Origin of the sequence: Pseudomonas sp. PS01298 (genome assembly GCF_029959745.1) — a bacterium.
Lineage (GTDB): Bacteria > Pseudomonadota > Gammaproteobacteria > Pseudomonadales > Pseudomonadaceae > Aquipseudomonas > Aquipseudomonas aylmerensis.
On the sequence record NZ_JASCPP010000034.1, the window covers coordinates 12,232 to 26,522 of the forward strand.

Genomic DNA, 14,291 nt, shown 5'->3' on the forward strand with positions numbered 1-14,291 from the left:
ACCTAACTAATGTTCAAAGCCAATCAACTACTAATGGAACACGCCATGTATATACTTTGCGCTAACTGCAACTCTGGACGGGTAATTACAAAAAACACAGGAAGACAAGCAGGTGGATTTATCGGTTCTGTAGGTGGTGCCGCGAGTGGTGCAGCCGGAGCGTTATCTGGCGCTGAAGTAGGTGCTGTTCTCGGCGTCGTCGGCGGCCCTGTGGGCATCGCGATTGGCAGTATCGCTGGGGCGATTTTAGGAGGGCTGTTTGGTGGTGCAGCCGGGGGTTTAGCTGGCGCTTCAATTGGGGAACAAATCGATGACAACGTTCTGAACAACTACCAATGCCTGCACTGCGGTCACACCTTCAGCGTCCACCGTTAAGCCGTTGTGAACAGGCGTCGCTTGTTGATGAAACGACGCTCTTTTCCATTCATTCGCAAGGAATCATTCCCATGGCTCACCTCGTTGAACAAATGGCTTACGTTGGCGCTACGCCCTGGCATGGCTTGGGCAGTCGCCTGACGCCGCAACAACCGCTCGAAGTCTGGCAGCGGGAAGCCGGAATGGACTGGCAGATCCAGAACAGCCCGGTCCACTTCAAGGCGGATGCCATCGGGCACTTGGGAAGCATTCATACCTTTCCAGAACAGAAGGTGCTGTACCGCTCCGACACCAAGGCTCCGTTGTCGGTGGTCTCCAACCGATACCAAATCGTACAACCGCATGAAGTCCTAGAGTTCTATCGCGACCTGACCGAAGTTTCCGGCTACGAGTTGGAAACAGCTGGGGTATTGAAAGGTGGTCGTAAGTTCTGGGCATTGGCCCGTACTGGCCAATCCACTGCTTTGAAAGGCAACGATCAGGTCAATGGCTATCTGCTGCTTGCGACTTCCTGTGATGGCACCCTGGCCACCACCGCCACACCGACTACCGTGCGGGTGGTTTGCAACAACACGTTGACCATCGCTCTTGATGGCACAAACCGGGCAATCAAAGTGCCGCACAACACCCGCTTTGATCCACAAGTGGTGAAGAAGCAGTTAGGTATCGCCGTCTCCCAGTGGGACGACTTCATGCTTCAAATGCGAATCCTGTCTGAACGCAAGGTTCAGTGGCATGAGGCCATGAGCTTTTTCATGAGCGTGTTGTGTGATACCAGTCCTAATAGTCCGCTGCCGGCAGTACTTCCCAACGAGCGAGCGCTGCGCAAGGTCCAGAGTCTCTATGAAGGTCAGGGGCGCGGATCAACCCTAGAGTCAGCCCAAAGTACTGCGTGGGGCTTGCTTAACGCCGTGACGGAGTACGTCGATCACGAACGCAGGGCGCGTAGTAACGAGTACCGCATGGACTCTGCCTGGTTCGGTCAGGGGGCACTTCTTAAGCAACGAGCACTAACGGCAGCATTAAAGCTTGCAGCTTGACAAAAGCGACGACCACCTAGCCAGGTTCACGCTGGCTAGGCATCTTCGTTGAGGGGAGTTCGTGGCTTCATAGACCCGCGTCGACGAGCAGCTCGGATGGCTTGCACTGGATGGCTTTAGCAATCCGTAAAATGTTCAAGAACGTGACGTTCCTTTCCCCACGTTCGATTTTTCCCATATGGGATCGATCTATCTGCGCGTAATCAGCCAATGCCTCTTGGGACAAGCCTAAAGCCAAACGCCGTGCGCGCACAGCAGCGCCCAAACGTATGAGGTCACGATCTTTATCAAGGCTTGCGGAGACTCTTCCCATGCAGCGAATCGTTACGCTATGATGCTTAAACGACCACGGTATTTACGACCCATTTTGACAAGCTCTAACGAATTAGTAGCTTCGTGTCAGAGACTCTGATACTGAAGGTAGTGTAGGATTTTTTTGAGTCTAAGACGTTAGATGCGTCAGGTTTTAGCCTGTTAGACTGTACAGATAAATATTCGACACCTAGGACAGCGCGGCATAGTTCAAATGCACACTTGGAAATGTCGCTAGCTTATAAATCCCAGGCGAGTGCAGAACACCTGCAATTAAATTATAGAAACATCTAAAATCAGATAAGGACAGTCAATGAAACCAATATACAAAATGCTTGCACTTACATCTGCTTTACTGGCCTCCACATCTCAAGCAGCAGACTTATATAGCCAGTACTCTACGCCCAACGCTATAAAGTGTACTGGCCCCCATAACAACGTATGCACCGACACTAGCCGCCCTGATGACATCATAGTCCAATACAAGGACGCCTACGGCAAAGTCACTATGCAACAAGAGTCCTCATTCGAGATCATCACCTGTATCGGTATTTCCGACAAATGTATCGACAATGATCGTAACTATCGAGGCAAATCAGCGACAGGTCGCGATATTAAGTATGTAGTCTTCAAGGACTTTTACGTTTATCCCGGCGGCGACGGCACTGATTGGGCCTACAAGAACGGCACGGGACCTCTTTTCGGTGGAGCCGTTTCATCTGCACCAGTGATAGCCCCAGCAATCACATCTGTAAAAGCCACCCCTACAGCGTCAGGCACCTATGACATTTGGTGCGATCCACAAGGCGATAGCTGCGATCTCACCATAGACGGTGGTAGTGACATGGTTAGTCGTGATCGACTGCCGGTCTATGTGCCAATAGCTTCAGATACTGGCAACTGCTCAATGGAGTTCTGTTACAACTCCAATCAGGACGTAGTTGGTCTCAACCCCGACTACCATCTCTGGAAAAAATAGGCTCCTGAGTTACCTCTAATGCTCATAGCAGGGGCGTGGTGAGCTAGCAATAGCAACCTCCCCCAAGCTCGGCAGCAACCTAAGCATATCGCCCTGCCGGCCAAGCTCTCCCGCAATCGGCTATGGACCTTCGCTACCATCCACCTCGCTCTAGATCTTTCTTGCTACCATCTCGCATCGTAAATTTCAGATGGAGACTGGTGGATGGCCGTTAGCGAGAAAACGATAATCATCGAACGGATATTCGATACGCTCTACGACGAGAAAACCAAGACGTTTTCACGCACACTGGTGAGCGCTGCGGACGTCCAAGAGGCGAAACGCTACTGCGCAGAGCACCATGGCATCAAAATGAAGCTAGACGGCAACCCGTTTAATTTCATGAAGGACATTGTTAGAGGTAAAAGTGCCTCGAAAATATGGCCAACGCGCCTTAAGGATCTACAGATCGGAGGGGTCCAAAGGACAGGTGATGGCGCGATTTTTGAATTTGTTCACGGGATGGCCGGAGCTCTGGACGGTCTCGATGAAGATTTTCTTCCCTCAGATTCAACACCTGAGTTCCCTGTACAAAGCCTCAGCCTCCCCCTAGCCTCGAAGGCGCTAGGACGCACAGACGAATCATGGTTACTGCAAGTAGCGGTAAACTTGAGAATTATCGAAAGTCACTTCGCTAATGCTACGAACAGCCAGATCGACGCGCTGGAACTGACCCACCTTCAAATGGACATCAAACTGAGAAAAGTTCAGATAGATGCTTTGTTTCGAGCGCTCCACGCGGCACCTGATGGAAGCCAGTCTGATGTCCTCATTACCGTAGAGGCGAAACAAGGTAATCAGCGCATTTTGACGGAACAAATTGGCCGCCAAGTGATAGCAGCTTTTGAATCGACTCAGACTGAACTCGTCATCCCCGTCGCTATTGCAGCGATCAGAAACAAAGGAATTTATGTTGTCGAATTTTCAGCAGTACATAGGAAAACGTTAGATCAGTTTAGCGTCCCGACATTCCATCGAGACGCTATGTTCTTGCTTCAGCCGAAGGTAAAAGGCATTTAATTAAGCAGGCTGAATAGCTGACTGCCTGGGCTTGGGTGTCCCTTTACGGTCTCGCTGCTTGATCGGAACATTGATCTCGAAGTGGCGAGAGGCTTGCCCCATGTCCATCGAAAGTAATCTTTCATCCCCCATCAAAATAGCATCGGCAGGGCTGGAGGGTTCCCAGCCAATTGCTTCAATGATGCTTGCTGCTACTGCCCGAGCCAGTGGAGGGGGAACAGCGTTCCCGACTTGTCTTGCACCGTGCCATTTCGTTACATGCGTGCGAAACCAGTCAGGAAATCCGTGTAACCGAAGCATTTCACGCACAGTTATGCAACGCGGATACTTGTAATGGATGGGTCTGGGACTGGTGAATGCACCACGCGCAGAGTCGGTGCCCGCACGAAGCGTATTAGATACCCCATTGGCGTGGAGCTTAAAGAATCGAGAGGTAGGTTCTACCTGGCCCATCGCAGTAGATGCAAATCGAGCGCGAGATATTTCAGAGTGATTGGTGCGCAGGCTACTTGTTAGAACTTCTTTGTTCCATCGTCTTTTGTAGCCATAGTAGGCCGACCCCGCAACCATGTCGCGAAGAATTTTAGCATAAGCACTAGGATGCCCCCACTTGACTGCTGCTGAATCGTTTTCAATTAAATCGTCATAGTCTTCAGCATTAGGAATGTCACCCAGAGCATCTTGGCAAGACGGCCCTTCTGGCAACGCAGCATCTAACAGCAACGATGATCGAGGCGATCTAGTTGTCGGCTCTGGGTACTCAGGAAGCTTTAGTCCACGCTTCGCCCCAATCAAAATCAATCGCTCTCGTTCCTGCGGCACGCCATAGTTCGATGCATTGAGTACTCGCCAAGGCAGAACGTCATAGCCATTACTCTGAAACTCTTCGATGAGCTCTGCAAGAAACTGTTTATGTCGACCGACTGTGATGCCTTTAACGTTCTCAAAAACAAAGTATGAGGCGTCCAGGCCTACAACAATACGAACAAAGTCTTTGACCAACGAGTTACGCGGATCATCAAGGGCACGCTGGCCCATTAAGCTAAAGCCTTGGCATGGAGCGCCACCAAAGACGATATCTACATTTCGCCGACCAATATTGGCTGCGTCACGAATATCCCCAGCAGTTAACGAGGATACAGACTGAGGAATCACCGTACAGGTGGGAAAGTTATAAGAGTGCACGGCAGCATGGATAGGGTCGATCTCAACGGCAGCTACTACGTCAAAGCCAGCCTGCTCGAAGCCCAAGGACATTCCACCTGCCCCTGCAAAGAGATCTATACCAATTGGTCGTGTCATCTGTATTCCTCCCACGGCGAGAAAATCATCGCCTTCATACGAGGCGTGGAATTTACGCGATTACGGGGCAGATGTCGATCGGTTTTTTGCTGGGGCCTAGAAACGCCGACAGACGACACCGCAAGAGGTGAAGGTCTTTAAGCTCACATTGCCACACGGTCAGAACGTCCCATCCCTGGAAACGAAGGGCGCTCTCAGTATCACGATCTCGCTGGCGATTACGATCAATTTTAGGCCCCCAGTAATCCAACCTGCTCTTAGGCAGACGCCCCTTGGGGCAGCCGTGTCCATGCCAAAAACAGCCGTGTACAAAGATGACCTTACTTTTTTTTGCAAAAACGATATCTGGTTTTCCAGGCAAGTCTTTTCGGTGCAACCTGTACCGATAGCCCAAAGCGTAGAGGACTCTTCGTACGACCATTTCCGGCCCGGTATGAGCCGTTCCAACGGATTGCATGATTTTGCGACGCTGCTCTACAGAACGGAGATCAACCATTGGTCCTTCCATATCCCAGCAAGGAATGTTGCCGCGCAGCGAGAACCCAAAAGAAGCTTACGACAGCCATCGATAATCACAAGACTGGGGCCCCCCAGGCAATGCTCCAAGGTCGAATCCACGCAGGGTACTGTTTACGAACAGCCATCAGTGGGATGAGACATGCAGCCAACCGGTTGACAAAGTAGGAGATCTGCACAAAAATGCCGGTTGACAGTATCTATATTTTGCACGCTTTTATGGAGAGATTGCATGCCCCAAATCCAACACCCGAGTGAGCTGGAACCGAAGCTGAAGCAAGAGTACCTTGAACTGGTCTGCAATAACGTGCTGGAGGCGGCTTACCGTGCGCTGGAGGTTACCTCTACAGATGATGACACCAATTGGACAATGGGGACGCTGCCATATGGTCGTGTTCATGGCCGGTTCAAGCGTCTGCATAAAGATCCCACTCTGCCTTGGCTGAAACTCACAAACAGCACCATGGATTTCACGGTGAGTGTGAACGGAGTACTTATGCAGGTAGTTATGGACGACCCTAACGTCCGCAAAAAGGGTCATCGCCTGCTGTCTAATCGAGTCGAGGTTTACCAGGCGAGCCTCCTAGGGCCATCCATCGACAAGAACATCACCTGGCGTCTCTATGTCGATAACGACGGTAACTTTGACGGGCCGACCTTGACCGCGTCGATTCTGGGTTTTGACACCAATCGGAACGTGGTCTGTCAGTGGGTTCATGATTACGTGCCTCTGATCGCCCCTCGTACAACAGAGCTACCGCCCGAGGTTGAAATCGAGGAACCATTTCCGACTCGCCGAGACAAAGATGCGGACCAGAATGCACCACGAGACGCTGACTTAGTAGATGAATGACAGAACAGGCCTTTTGCCTCTAGGCGATGAATTTTCGCCCGACAAGCTCCGCCTTGCCAGATGTGCGGCAGGGCGCTCGCTTGCCGAAATCGGTGAGCTGTTAGGCGTAACACGTCAATACGCTCACAAGCTTGAAGTAAATGCGATTCCTTCCAGGGCGCAGCTTGCCCAGTTGTGTGAAATCCTGGGGGTCCACGAGAGCTTCTTCTTCACCCCTAGGCGCGGCTCGGTAGAGTTAGAGCAGTGTCATTTCCGAAGCGTAAGAGCTTCCTCACAGACGCTGAAGAAGACCATTGCTGCACAAGTCGAAATGTTCGAGCTGCTGATAGATGAGTTGGATAAGGAGGTGGCCTTTCCCGCAGTGAGCTTCAGCATGCTTGATGAGCCAGTATCTGGCATAGGCAAAATCGAACAGGTTGCTGAAAAGTTCAGACGCGAGCAGGGTCTGGGGATCGGCCCGCTTTCCAGTGTGACCAAGCTGGCAGAAAAGGTTGGTGTACTGGTGGTGAATCTAGCTGAGGCCGATGACAAGGTTGATGCGTTCTCGTTGTTCAACAAGCGACCATTGATTGTCAGGAACACCACGAAGGTCAATCCATGCCGGCAACGTTTTGACCTTGCCCACGAGCTGGGCCATTTAATTATGCATCAGGGCATAGAGACAGGATGCCGTCACACCGAGGATCAGGCCAACCAGTTTGCTAGTGCTTTGCTGATGCCCCGTGCAAGCTTTGCGGCAGAGTTTCCTCCAATGCGGGGCAAATACCTCAATTGGTCGGCGCTCAAAGAGCTGAAGCTTCGTTGGAAGGTGAGCTTCAAGGCGCTCATATATAGGGCTCACTGCCTTGATCTGCTCACGGCAGAGCAGGCCAAGTCTGGTTTTACGTACCTCAACCGTAAAGGCTTCACGAAGCACGAGGAGTTTGATGAGCTGATTCCAATGGAGTCGCCCATGCTCGTCCAGAAAGCGATCAACTTGCTGGATTACAGCTCATGGAAGCGAGTTCTGGCGTCTTCAGGTTTAACCTCGGATACAGTGAACAAGCAGTATATGCTTGAGGTACCTGTTTCTCCGCTAAGGCTCGTCCAGTGAGTGTACCCAACCGCCGCGCAGGCTGAATGGGACGAAGGCCAGGATGAGGGTGGCATCGCCAGCCTGTCAAAATCAGAGGGTTGTACGGAGCTGTACCCCGACCTTATTGGTGATCCGCTTATTGAACACCAGACTTGTTGGTGAGATTACGCTCGAGGCGGGCACCTTTAGAGAACTGAGGCGTGTTCCTTAATTAAGGGCAACGCCCCAGTAATATGGGGGTATAAATGGGTGGACAAATCGCACACAAAAATAAAAAACCTTACAAATCAAAAACATAAAATCAAAAGATGCTGGCCACAAGCCGGCTTTTTAATGCCTGCATTCCCGCTGGCGCAATGCGGTTGGGATTCTCGGAAACGTCCTGCAAATGAAAGCGATCAGCCCTGCTGGCTCTTCAAGCTCCAGCCTCAATCCAATATCAAATGCGGCAAGAACCGACTTGAATCCTTGGTGATCAAACTGTTGTCTTCCCGCACGCCGATGCCGGCGGCTTGATCCCCAATCACCCAAGACCCAATCAGTGTATAGCTGTCCCCAAACCGTGGCAGCGGTGCGAACTCCTGGAGGATAAACGGCGCATCCGTGTAGGGGCCGTCCTCTTTCACAATCAGGCCATCAGCCGTCTGCAACTCGATGTTCGCCCCTTCCCGCGAGAAGAACGGCTTGCGCACCCAGCCCTTCGGCACAGCTTTACCTGGCTCTGTATCCAGATGGGCCGCGAGCAAATTCGGGTGGCCTTGGTTGAATTCCCACAACAGCGGCAGGATGCCTTTGTTGGAAATAATCGATTTCCAGGCTGGCTCGAAAAACTGCGTATCACTCTGGGCAATCGCCGAACCAAAGGGTTCGTGGAAGATGAACTCCCAGGCGTGCAGTTTGAACAGGTGGGGAATCCAGCGATCTTCGAGGTCGACGAAGCGGCCATCGCTGGTCAGGCCGATGTCTTCGATGTCGATGTGGCGTGATTCGATGCCGACCTTTTCCGCGACCAGGCGCAGGTAGTCGGTGGTGCCTTTGTCTTCGACCGAGTCTTTCATCGAGGCGAAGTAGAACGGCTGGTTGACCTGCAGCTGGGCGAAGGCCTGGTGCAGTTTGGTGTCGATGCTGTTGAACTGATCGGCGTGTTTGGGCAGCAGGCCACGCTCAATGCATTGTTCCAGCCAGCCCCATTGGAACGCCGCGGCTTCGTAGAGGCTGGTCGGGGTGTCGTAGTTGAGCTCGAGCAACTTGGCGGGGCCGGTGCCGTTGTAGGAGAAGTCCATGCGCCCGTACAGGTGCGGGTGGCCTTCCAGCCATGAGGTGCGGATCATGTCGTAGAAGGGCGCGGGAATGCTCAGGCGTTCGAGCAGTTCTTCGCTGTGGACCACGCGGGCGACGAGGTCCATGCACATGTCATGGATCTCGGTGGTCGGGTCTTCGAGGTCGCGCTCGATTTGCTGGAGCGTGAACTGGTAGTACGCGCTCTCGTCCCAGTAGGGTTCGTCGTCGATGGTATGAAACAGAAAGCCGAGGCTGTCGGCGGTCTGTTTCCAGTCATGGCGCTCTGCGCAAGGGATCTTCTTCATGGCCCGTCTTCCTTAACTGCTCGACCCGCCGCCCCAGCCGCTGCGCGCGCTGGCCTTGCTGCCGAAGCCGCCACGGGAGGTGGCCGAGGCCACGGAGCTCGACTTGCTGGAGGAGCGCAGCGTGTTGGTGTAATTACTGCTGCCGTAGCGGGCCTGGTTCGAGCGGCCAAACGTGGCGCCCTTCGAGACGCGCTGATTGAGCGTCGAGGAGGCGTAGTCGCCGCGATCATCGCGATAGCGGTACACCGGCTCGGAGCGGTAGCTGTTGCGATTGTTGCTCAGCATGTTGCCGATCAACAGCCCGGTCAGCAGGCTGCTGGTGGAGAAGCCCGAGCCGCCACTGTTCGCCTGGGAACCGGCCACTTGGGCATTGGCTGCGTCGACCTGGGATTGCGTCACCTGCCCTTCGGCGGTCAGCTCGAAACCGCCGAGCCTGGGGATGAATTTGCCGGTGGAGTCCTGCTGGCACCAGTCGGCGACAAAATCGGCATCGCAATCGGCCTGGTTGTCGTACACCGGCGCAATGCGGCGATGCTCGGCCATGGCCGTCATGTAGGCGTCGGAGCAGACGTCCACCGGAAGTTTTTCATCAGCGCACTGCTGGACAGACTGGAAGTTGTACTTCTTCTGCAAATCGTAGGTTTTTTCCGTCGGGCCGCAGCCGGATATCGCCATGGCGACCGACGCTGCCAGCGACAGCTGGACGTACTTGCTTCGTTTCATCGGGAGCTCCGTGCGCGATCAGTTCTGGGTAGGCGTCATGCACGCGGCATTCAACATGCCGACGCTGATGGCCACGGCGGCCACATAGATGCCGGCCGCGAGTTCGCCGTTCTTGATGCGCTCGGACGTGCCTTTGAGCACCAGGCTGGTCAGCAGGAACGCCAACAGCTGGACAACGGCGGCGATCACCGCCCAGACGACGAAGTCGAGGATGCTGATCGAGTAGGCAATCACGTTGCTGGCCGGAATGGCGAAACCGACGATGGCGCCGCCCAGGGCGACCGCCGCGGACACGTTACCCGCACGGATCAGCTCGAACTCCTTGTGCGGGGTCACACGGGTGTAGATGAACTGGAACAGCATGAACAGGACGGCCGCACCGAGGATGTAGGTGACAAATCCGAGCACGGCGGCTTTGTTCAGGGAAATGGAGAGAGCTTCTAGCATGGACTGCTTCCTTTTTTAGAGCGCATTCAAGTCGGTTGTGTACAGCGAAATGCCCAGCGAGGTGCTCAGGCTGACGGTGCCTTCCGCGTCTTCTTCGACGGAAAACAGCAGGAACTCGCGTCGATCGGTGAGGCCTGTGTCACGGGCGTATAGCATCGAGCGGTGTTCGACGCTGTAGGAATTCTCGGGGTTTATCACCTGCTCGCTCATTGCCACCAGCTCGGTCTGGCCCTCCTCGCTGCCCCATACGCGCGTGTATTCGACGCCGTTGTGGGTGTAGGTCGGCAACCCGATCAGGCTCTGGGGCCCCGCCAGCCGGCGCAGTTCGGCTTCGCTGCTGATGGTGACGTAACTGAGGTAGTTGAACAGGATGACGGACTCGACCTGCCCCGCGATGTCGCCTGTGGTGTGCACCTGCAGCCAGTAATCTTCGTCGTTCATATAATAGCGCGACAGCCAGGTCGACTGCCCGAGGTCGACGGTGCCGTTACTCCAGATTTCCTGGGTGCCGGGGATCACCACCGAGGTATGCCCGTCGAGCAACAACTTCAGGGTGGTGTCGAACATCACCCCTTTGCCTGGAGCCAGGCCCAGCGGGCCGGTAGTCGGCAGGGCTTCGGCGGCGGGCCGGTTCGACTGTGAGCTCGCGTTCGGGGCCTCAAGCCCCATCAACTGTTTAAACCATCCCATTGGAGATTTCCTTGAGGCGGGTGGAGGCAATGTAGAAGAGTTCGCCGCCTTCAACGCGCGTGGCGCTCGGCGGGTTGATCGACGGTTGCTGGGCGCCTTTGGCGCGATAGCCGATGAGGGTGGCGTTGTGGTGTTCTTTCATCCGCGTGTACAGGTCGCCGAAGGTGGCTTCGAAGGTCGAAGGCAATTTCATCAGGTATTGGGTGGCGCCCTGCCCCACGCACAGCAGCTCGTTAATGACCACCGACGAGCCCGGATCCTGAGAAGCGCGCACCAGCATCTCGATGGCCATGCTCGACGTGCACTCCAGGCTGGGTGCGTAGGAGCTGGCCAGTGCGGCAATCTCACTTTCATTGAAGTGCGCGACCACATGCCCGACAGGGTTCAATTGATTCACCGCCAGCACGGTGGCCAGCGTCAGGTCGTCGGACGGGGTTCGCACCAGCACACGCTCGGCACCGGGCACACCGGCACGCTGCAACAGCGCGGTGGAGGACAGGCTGTCACCGCGGATGAACGCTGCTTTGCCCGGCATCGGGTTTTCGTCGAGGGTGCAGTCGCAGATGACGATCAGGTTGTCGTTCGAGGTTTCGTCTTGCAGCAACAACTCAATGACCCGTTCACTGGACGCGCCTTCCCAGCCAATAAGCACGGTATGGCCGACCTTGCCGGTGAAATCGCCTTTGCCCTTCATGCCTTTTCTCCATGCATCGATGACACTGCTGGTGGTTTTGCCGATGGCTGCTGTCAGCAGCGCAATACCGCCGAGCATGACCCAGGTCGCCACGAACACGCGCCCCGCCGAAGTCTGCGGCGCAAGATCGCCATAGCCGACGGTCAGCGTGGTGGTGAGATAGAAGTAAACAAATGTGGCGGGAGCGGTGAGGTGTTGTTCGCCCAGATACACCAGGCCCAGGTAAGCCGTGCTCAGGTGGACGCCCAGGGCAATGACCAGGCCTGCCCAACCGAAGCGGTGAAAGAGGGACGAGGCGTACAGGCGCAACAGAAGAAAAATCGACATTTCAGTCCCTGACTCCCTGGGTACTTGATTCCTGATGACGTCATCGCCTCGACATCTGGATGCTCAAGTGCGCTCAGCCGGCATTAAACCTGCTGCGTGGTTTGGAGAGAAGTACCTTGGCTGCAATAAATCCGGCGAATGCACCAAACAGATGCCCTTCGAAGGAGATGCCCTGTCGAGGCAGGAAACCCAGGACCAGCCCGCCATACAGCACCGCCACGACACCAGCCGTTAACAGGTTGCTCCAGCTTCGGTGAAACCAGGCGCGAGACAACAGGTAGGCCCACAACCCGAATACCCAACCGCTGGCCCCCACATGCACACCCGCAAAACCGAACAGCCAGACCAGCGAGCCGCCCAGCAGGATGATGATCGCGCTGACGCTGACGAACCGATGGAGCCCTTCGATAATCACCAACGTACCCAGGATCAAAAAGGCAATCACGTTCGCGCTGAGGTGGGCGAAAGACCCGTGCAAAAACGGTGAGGCGAGGATGCCGAACAACCCCTGCAGTGTTCTCGGGACCAGCCCGAACGCCATGAGGCTGTAACCGGTCGCCACATTGAGCAGTTGCAGCGCGACCATGAACAGCGCCAGCCCGGCGATTGTCTTGAAACCCTTCAGGGCGTCCATCCAGACCTCAACGTAAAAAAGGGCAGAGCCTAAAAAGCCAGTCCGTTAAGAAAGAGCCCTGCAGCCGTGGCGAGTGAGCTTGCTCCCCGCCACAGCTACAGTGTTCGCCCTTCGCTTACTCGGCCGACTTCTGCTTCAGACGCTCCAGGATCGCATTGGCGCTACCTTCGTCCGGCGTGATGCCGGCTTCGCGCAGCTTGCGCTCCAGGTCGGTACCGGTCGACGCTTCGGCCAGTTCATCCTGGGCTTGCAGTTCAGCAGCGCGTTGCTGCTGCTTGGCCTGCAGACGATTCAGCGTACCCACGGCAGTCTCCAGCTTGCCGTTGGCACCACCGTTGGCGATGGACGCGCTGACCTGGGCCTTCTGCACGCTTTCGCGAGCCTTGGCCATGTCCACCTGCTGGCGCAGGCTCTTGATCCGGCTTTCAGCCTTGGTGATGTCCTTGCGCATGCTGTCCGCGTAGCCGCCGAACTCGGTGGCCTGCTTGTGCTCTACTTCCCGCTCGTTGGTCAGGGTCGAAATCGCTTCGGCCACTTCCAGGGCGAGGTCTTCACGATTGGCCTGCAGGGCCGCAACCGCCTTGGCTTCCAGGTCCTTGATCTTGGCGTCGTACTCGCTGACGCGATCGGTCGCCAATTTGTGCTTGGCCATGATGCTGACCAGCTCACGCTTGGCGTTGGCCAGCGCGGTGTCGGCATCGCGAATTTCCTGATCGAGGATGCGCAGGGCCTGTTGGTCGACGATCGATTCGCCGACTTCGCTGGCACCGCCACGCAGCGCGGTGAACAGTTTGCTCCAGATGGACTGAGTCATTGGATACTCCCGAATACTTAATTGAAGAAACGTTCGAAGGCTTCGCTGGCGCGTTGCACGTTGTCGACGAGGGTTTTCACCTCGGTCACGATATTGGTCAGGCTGGAGTCGGAGCTCAACGCGCCGAACATGTTGTAGACCACCTGCCCGTTCGGCATGGACTCGATACCGATCGAGGACAGCGGGAACATTTCCCGGCTGCGCAACACCGCGTCATTGAACTTCGCGACGTCATTGATGGACTCGACATCGACCAGCACGGTATCCACGATGATCTGCTCGCCCACCACCGCGATGTAAATCGGCAAGCCACCGAAGTCGTTCATTTCCAGCTTGATGCTGGACTCGGAGCCTTGAACGAGAGAAAGCGTAATGTCGTTGGAGACCACTTCATCCAAGGCCTGGAAGGCCGTGAAGAGGCGATCGATATTCCAGTTGGTACCTGCGCTCATGAAATTCTCCGACATGAATGAGCCAGCCAGAATCGGCTGGCGAAGCTGTTTCTCCATCTGCTTGAGCAGGCTTCGGTTTTCGGGAAGCACCCAAGTTTCGTGTTTCACGTAGCCGGCGGCCGCCAGGCCTGCGCGCATCTGCTTCATGTAAAAGCTCGATGGTTTTTTCGCAGACGGCTTCAAGCGCTCTCCCTGAAGGCTTGCTGGATCGGAATCGAGCCCGGCGGGCGGGTTCGATGGAGAGCTGCTTTTCATGGTACTGACCTCGGTGTGAAAAACTCACGCGTGAGAAAATCTACAGGCTATTTTTGCCGTACTCAATAGCTCACGCGTGAGATTTTTCTCCTTACATTTTCATGTCACTAAAAAGACCTGTCCTCTTACCCACCTGACAATTGTCTCTTCTCAGTTGA

At 55.1% G+C, this 14,291-nt stretch carries 17 protein-coding genes; 6 read left to right on the forward strand and 11 right to left on the reverse strand.

Annotated features, from left to right (window positions below; translation table 11 throughout):
• Positions 1 to 45: 45 nt before the first annotated feature.
• A complete protein-coding gene (locus QMX97_RS14255) occupies positions 46 to 375 on the forward strand; it encodes a hypothetical protein (protein WP_282397128.1) in 330 nt (109 codons plus the stop codon).
• A gap of 71 nt (positions 376 to 446) precedes the next feature.
• On the forward strand, positions 447 to 1,415 hold the full coding sequence (locus QMX97_RS14260; RefSeq protein WP_282397109.1) for a DUF932 domain-containing protein: 969 nt from the start codon (positions 447 to 449) through the stop codon (positions 1,413 to 1,415).
• A 67-nt stretch (positions 1,416 to 1,482) separates the two neighbouring features.
• On the opposite strand, the gene QMX97_RS14265 is transcribed toward QMX97_RS14260, so the two are convergent.
• Positions 1,483 to 1,728 (reverse strand): helix-turn-helix transcriptional regulator, encoded by a 246-nt coding sequence (locus QMX97_RS14265; RefSeq protein WP_282397110.1) that lies wholly within the window; start codon positions 1,726 to 1,728, stop codon positions 1,483 to 1,485.
• A 312-nt stretch (positions 1,729 to 2,040) separates the two neighbouring features.
• On the opposite strand from QMX97_RS14265, the gene QMX97_RS14270 reads away from it, so the two are divergent.
• Both QMX97_RS14270 and QMX97_RS14275 read left to right on the forward strand, forming a co-directional pair.
• Positions 2,041 to 2,706, forward strand: a complete 666-nt coding sequence (locus QMX97_RS14270; protein WP_282397111.1) for a hypothetical protein — start codon at positions 2,041 to 2,043, stop codon at positions 2,704 to 2,706.
• A gap of 204 nt (positions 2,707 to 2,910) precedes the next feature.
• Positions 2,911 to 3,765, forward strand: a complete 855-nt coding sequence (locus QMX97_RS14275; protein ID WP_282397112.1) for a hypothetical protein — start codon at positions 2,911 to 2,913, stop codon at positions 3,763 to 3,765.
• On the opposite strand, the gene QMX97_RS14280 is transcribed toward QMX97_RS14275, so the two are convergent.
• Positions 3,766 to 5,067, reverse strand: coding sequence for a DNA cytosine methyltransferase (locus QMX97_RS14280; protein ID WP_282397113.1), 1,302 nt, complete (start codon positions 5,065 to 5,067; stop codon positions 3,766 to 3,768).
• A 52-nt stretch (positions 5,068 to 5,119) separates the two neighbouring features.
• Positions 5,120 to 5,575, reverse strand: a complete 456-nt coding sequence (locus QMX97_RS14285) for a very short patch repair endonuclease (protein ID WP_348775368.1) — start codon at positions 5,573 to 5,575, stop codon at positions 5,120 to 5,122.
• A 240-nt stretch (positions 5,576 to 5,815) separates the two neighbouring features.
• Between QMX97_RS14285 and QMX97_RS14290 the strand changes: the two genes are divergently transcribed.
• Both QMX97_RS14290 and QMX97_RS14295 read left to right on the forward strand, forming a co-directional pair.
• Positions 5,816 to 6,436, forward strand: a complete 621-nt coding sequence (locus tag QMX97_RS14290) for a hypothetical protein (RefSeq protein ID WP_282397115.1) — start codon at positions 5,816 to 5,818, stop codon at positions 6,434 to 6,436.
• The gene (locus QMX97_RS14295) at positions 6,429 to 7,529 is read left to right on the forward strand and encodes an XRE family transcriptional regulator (protein WP_282397116.1); all 1,101 of its coding nucleotides are present in this window, start codon (positions 6,429 to 6,431) and stop codon (positions 7,527 to 7,529) included. Before QMX97_RS14290 ends, QMX97_RS14295 begins: the two co-directional genes overlap by 8 nt.
• A gap of 410 nt (positions 7,530 to 7,939) precedes the next feature.
• Here the strand turns inward: QMX97_RS14295 and QMX97_RS14300 are convergent, their stop codons facing one another.
• The 8 genes from QMX97_RS14300 to QMX97_RS14335 all read right to left on the reverse strand — a co-directional run bounded on the left by QMX97_RS14300 (position 7,940) and on the right by QMX97_RS14335 (position 14,025).
• The gene (locus QMX97_RS14300; protein WP_201145967.1) at positions 7,940 to 9,097 is read right to left on the reverse strand and encodes a glutathionylspermidine synthase family protein; all 1,158 of its coding nucleotides are present in this window, start codon (positions 9,095 to 9,097) and stop codon (positions 7,940 to 7,942) included.
• Positions 9,098 to 9,109: 12 nt separating this feature from the next.
• Positions 9,110 to 9,820, reverse strand: a complete 711-nt coding sequence (locus QMX97_RS14305; protein ID WP_065910018.1) for a DUF1190 domain-containing protein — start codon at positions 9,818 to 9,820, stop codon at positions 9,110 to 9,112.
• Between the two features lie 18 nt (positions 9,821 to 9,838).
• Positions 9,839 to 10,267 (reverse strand): DUF350 domain-containing protein, encoded by a 429-nt coding sequence (locus QMX97_RS14310; protein ID WP_065910015.1) that lies wholly within the window; start codon positions 10,265 to 10,267, stop codon positions 9,839 to 9,841.
• 15 nt (positions 10,268 to 10,282) lie between these two features.
• On the reverse strand, positions 10,283 to 10,957 hold the full coding sequence (locus tag QMX97_RS14315) for a DUF2491 family protein (protein ID WP_282397117.1): 675 nt from the start codon (positions 10,955 to 10,957) through the stop codon (positions 10,283 to 10,285).
• Positions 10,944 to 11,978, reverse strand: a complete 1,035-nt coding sequence (locus tag QMX97_RS14320; RefSeq protein WP_106802522.1) for an ion channel — start codon at positions 11,976 to 11,978, stop codon at positions 10,944 to 10,946. The genes QMX97_RS14315 and QMX97_RS14320 overlap by 14 nt, the downstream gene beginning before the upstream one ends.
• 73 nt (positions 11,979 to 12,051) lie before the next feature.
• Positions 12,052 to 12,612, reverse strand: coding sequence for a rhomboid family intramembrane serine protease (locus QMX97_RS14325; RefSeq protein WP_065910007.1), 561 nt, complete (start codon positions 12,610 to 12,612; stop codon positions 12,052 to 12,054).
• A 115-nt stretch (positions 12,613 to 12,727) separates the two neighbouring features.
• Positions 12,728 to 13,426 carry a PspA/IM30 family protein gene (locus QMX97_RS14330; RefSeq protein ID WP_282397118.1) on the reverse strand — a complete coding sequence of 233 codons (699 nt, stop codon included), beginning with the start codon at positions 13,424 to 13,426 and terminating at the stop codon, positions 12,728 to 12,730.
• Between the two features lie 17 nt (positions 13,427 to 13,443).
• Positions 13,444 to 14,025: a YjfI family protein gene (locus QMX97_RS14335; protein ID WP_106802519.1), complete on the reverse strand. Its 582-nt coding sequence runs from the start codon at positions 14,023 to 14,025 to the stop codon at positions 13,444 to 13,446.
• Between the last annotated feature and the right edge of the window lie 266 nt (positions 14,026 to 14,291).

Excerpts from the sequence above, each read along its gene's own strand:
- QMX97_RS14315 (WP_282397117.1), bottom strand. The coding sequence starts at position 10,957 with ATGGGATGGTTTAAACAGTTGATGGGGCTTGAGGCCCCGAACGCGAGC.
- QMX97_RS14280 (WP_282397113.1), bottom strand. The coding sequence starts at position 5,067 with ATGACACGACCAATTGGTATAGATCTCTTTGCAGGGGCAGGTGGAATG.
- QMX97_RS14295 (WP_282397116.1), top strand. The coding sequence starts at position 6,429 with ATGAATGACAGAACAGGCCTTTTGCCTCTAGGCGATGAATTTTCGCCC.
- QMX97_RS14270 (WP_282397111.1), top strand. The coding sequence starts at position 2,041 with ATGAAACCAATATACAAAATGCTTGCACTTACATCTGCTTTACTGGCC.
- QMX97_RS14320 (WP_106802522.1), bottom strand. The coding sequence starts at position 11,978 with ATGTCGATTTTTCTTCTGTTGCGCCTGTACGCCTCGTCCCTCTTTCAC.
- QMX97_RS14325 (WP_065910007.1), bottom strand. The coding sequence starts at position 12,612 with ATGGACGCCCTGAAGGGTTTCAAGACAATCGCCGGGCTGGCGCTGTTC.
- QMX97_RS14285 (WP_348775368.1), bottom strand. The coding sequence starts at position 5,575 with ATGGAAGGACCAATGGTTGATCTCCGTTCTGTAGAGCAGCGTCGCAAA.
- QMX97_RS14260 (WP_282397109.1), top strand. The coding sequence starts at position 447 with ATGGCTCACCTCGTTGAACAAATGGCTTACGTTGGCGCTACGCCCTGG.
- QMX97_RS14265 (WP_282397110.1), bottom strand. The coding sequence starts at position 1,728 with ATGGGAAGAGTCTCCGCAAGCCTTGATAAAGATCGTGACCTCATACGT.
- QMX97_RS14255 (WP_282397128.1), top strand. The coding sequence starts at position 46 with ATGTATATACTTTGCGCTAACTGCAACTCTGGACGGGTAATTACAAAA.
- QMX97_RS14290 (WP_282397115.1), top strand. The coding sequence starts at position 5,816 with ATGCCCCAAATCCAACACCCGAGTGAGCTGGAACCGAAGCTGAAGCAA.
- QMX97_RS14330 (WP_282397118.1), bottom strand. The coding sequence starts at position 13,426 with ATGACTCAGTCCATCTGGAGCAAACTGTTCACCGCGCTGCGTGGCGGT.
- QMX97_RS14275 (WP_282397112.1), top strand. The coding sequence starts at position 2,911 with ATGGCCGTTAGCGAGAAAACGATAATCATCGAACGGATATTCGATACG.
- QMX97_RS14300 (WP_201145967.1), bottom strand. The coding sequence starts at position 9,097 with ATGAAGAAGATCCCTTGCGCAGAGCGCCATGACTGGAAACAGACCGCC.
- QMX97_RS14305 (WP_065910018.1), bottom strand. The coding sequence starts at position 9,820 with ATGAAACGAAGCAAGTACGTCCAGCTGTCGCTGGCAGCGTCGGTCGCC.
- QMX97_RS14335 (WP_106802519.1), bottom strand. The coding sequence starts at position 14,025 with ATGAAGCAGATGCGCGCAGGCCTGGCGGCCGCCGGCTACGTGAAACAC.
- QMX97_RS14310 (WP_065910015.1), bottom strand. The coding sequence starts at position 10,267 with ATGCTAGAAGCTCTCTCCATTTCCCTGAACAAAGCCGCCGTGCTCGGA.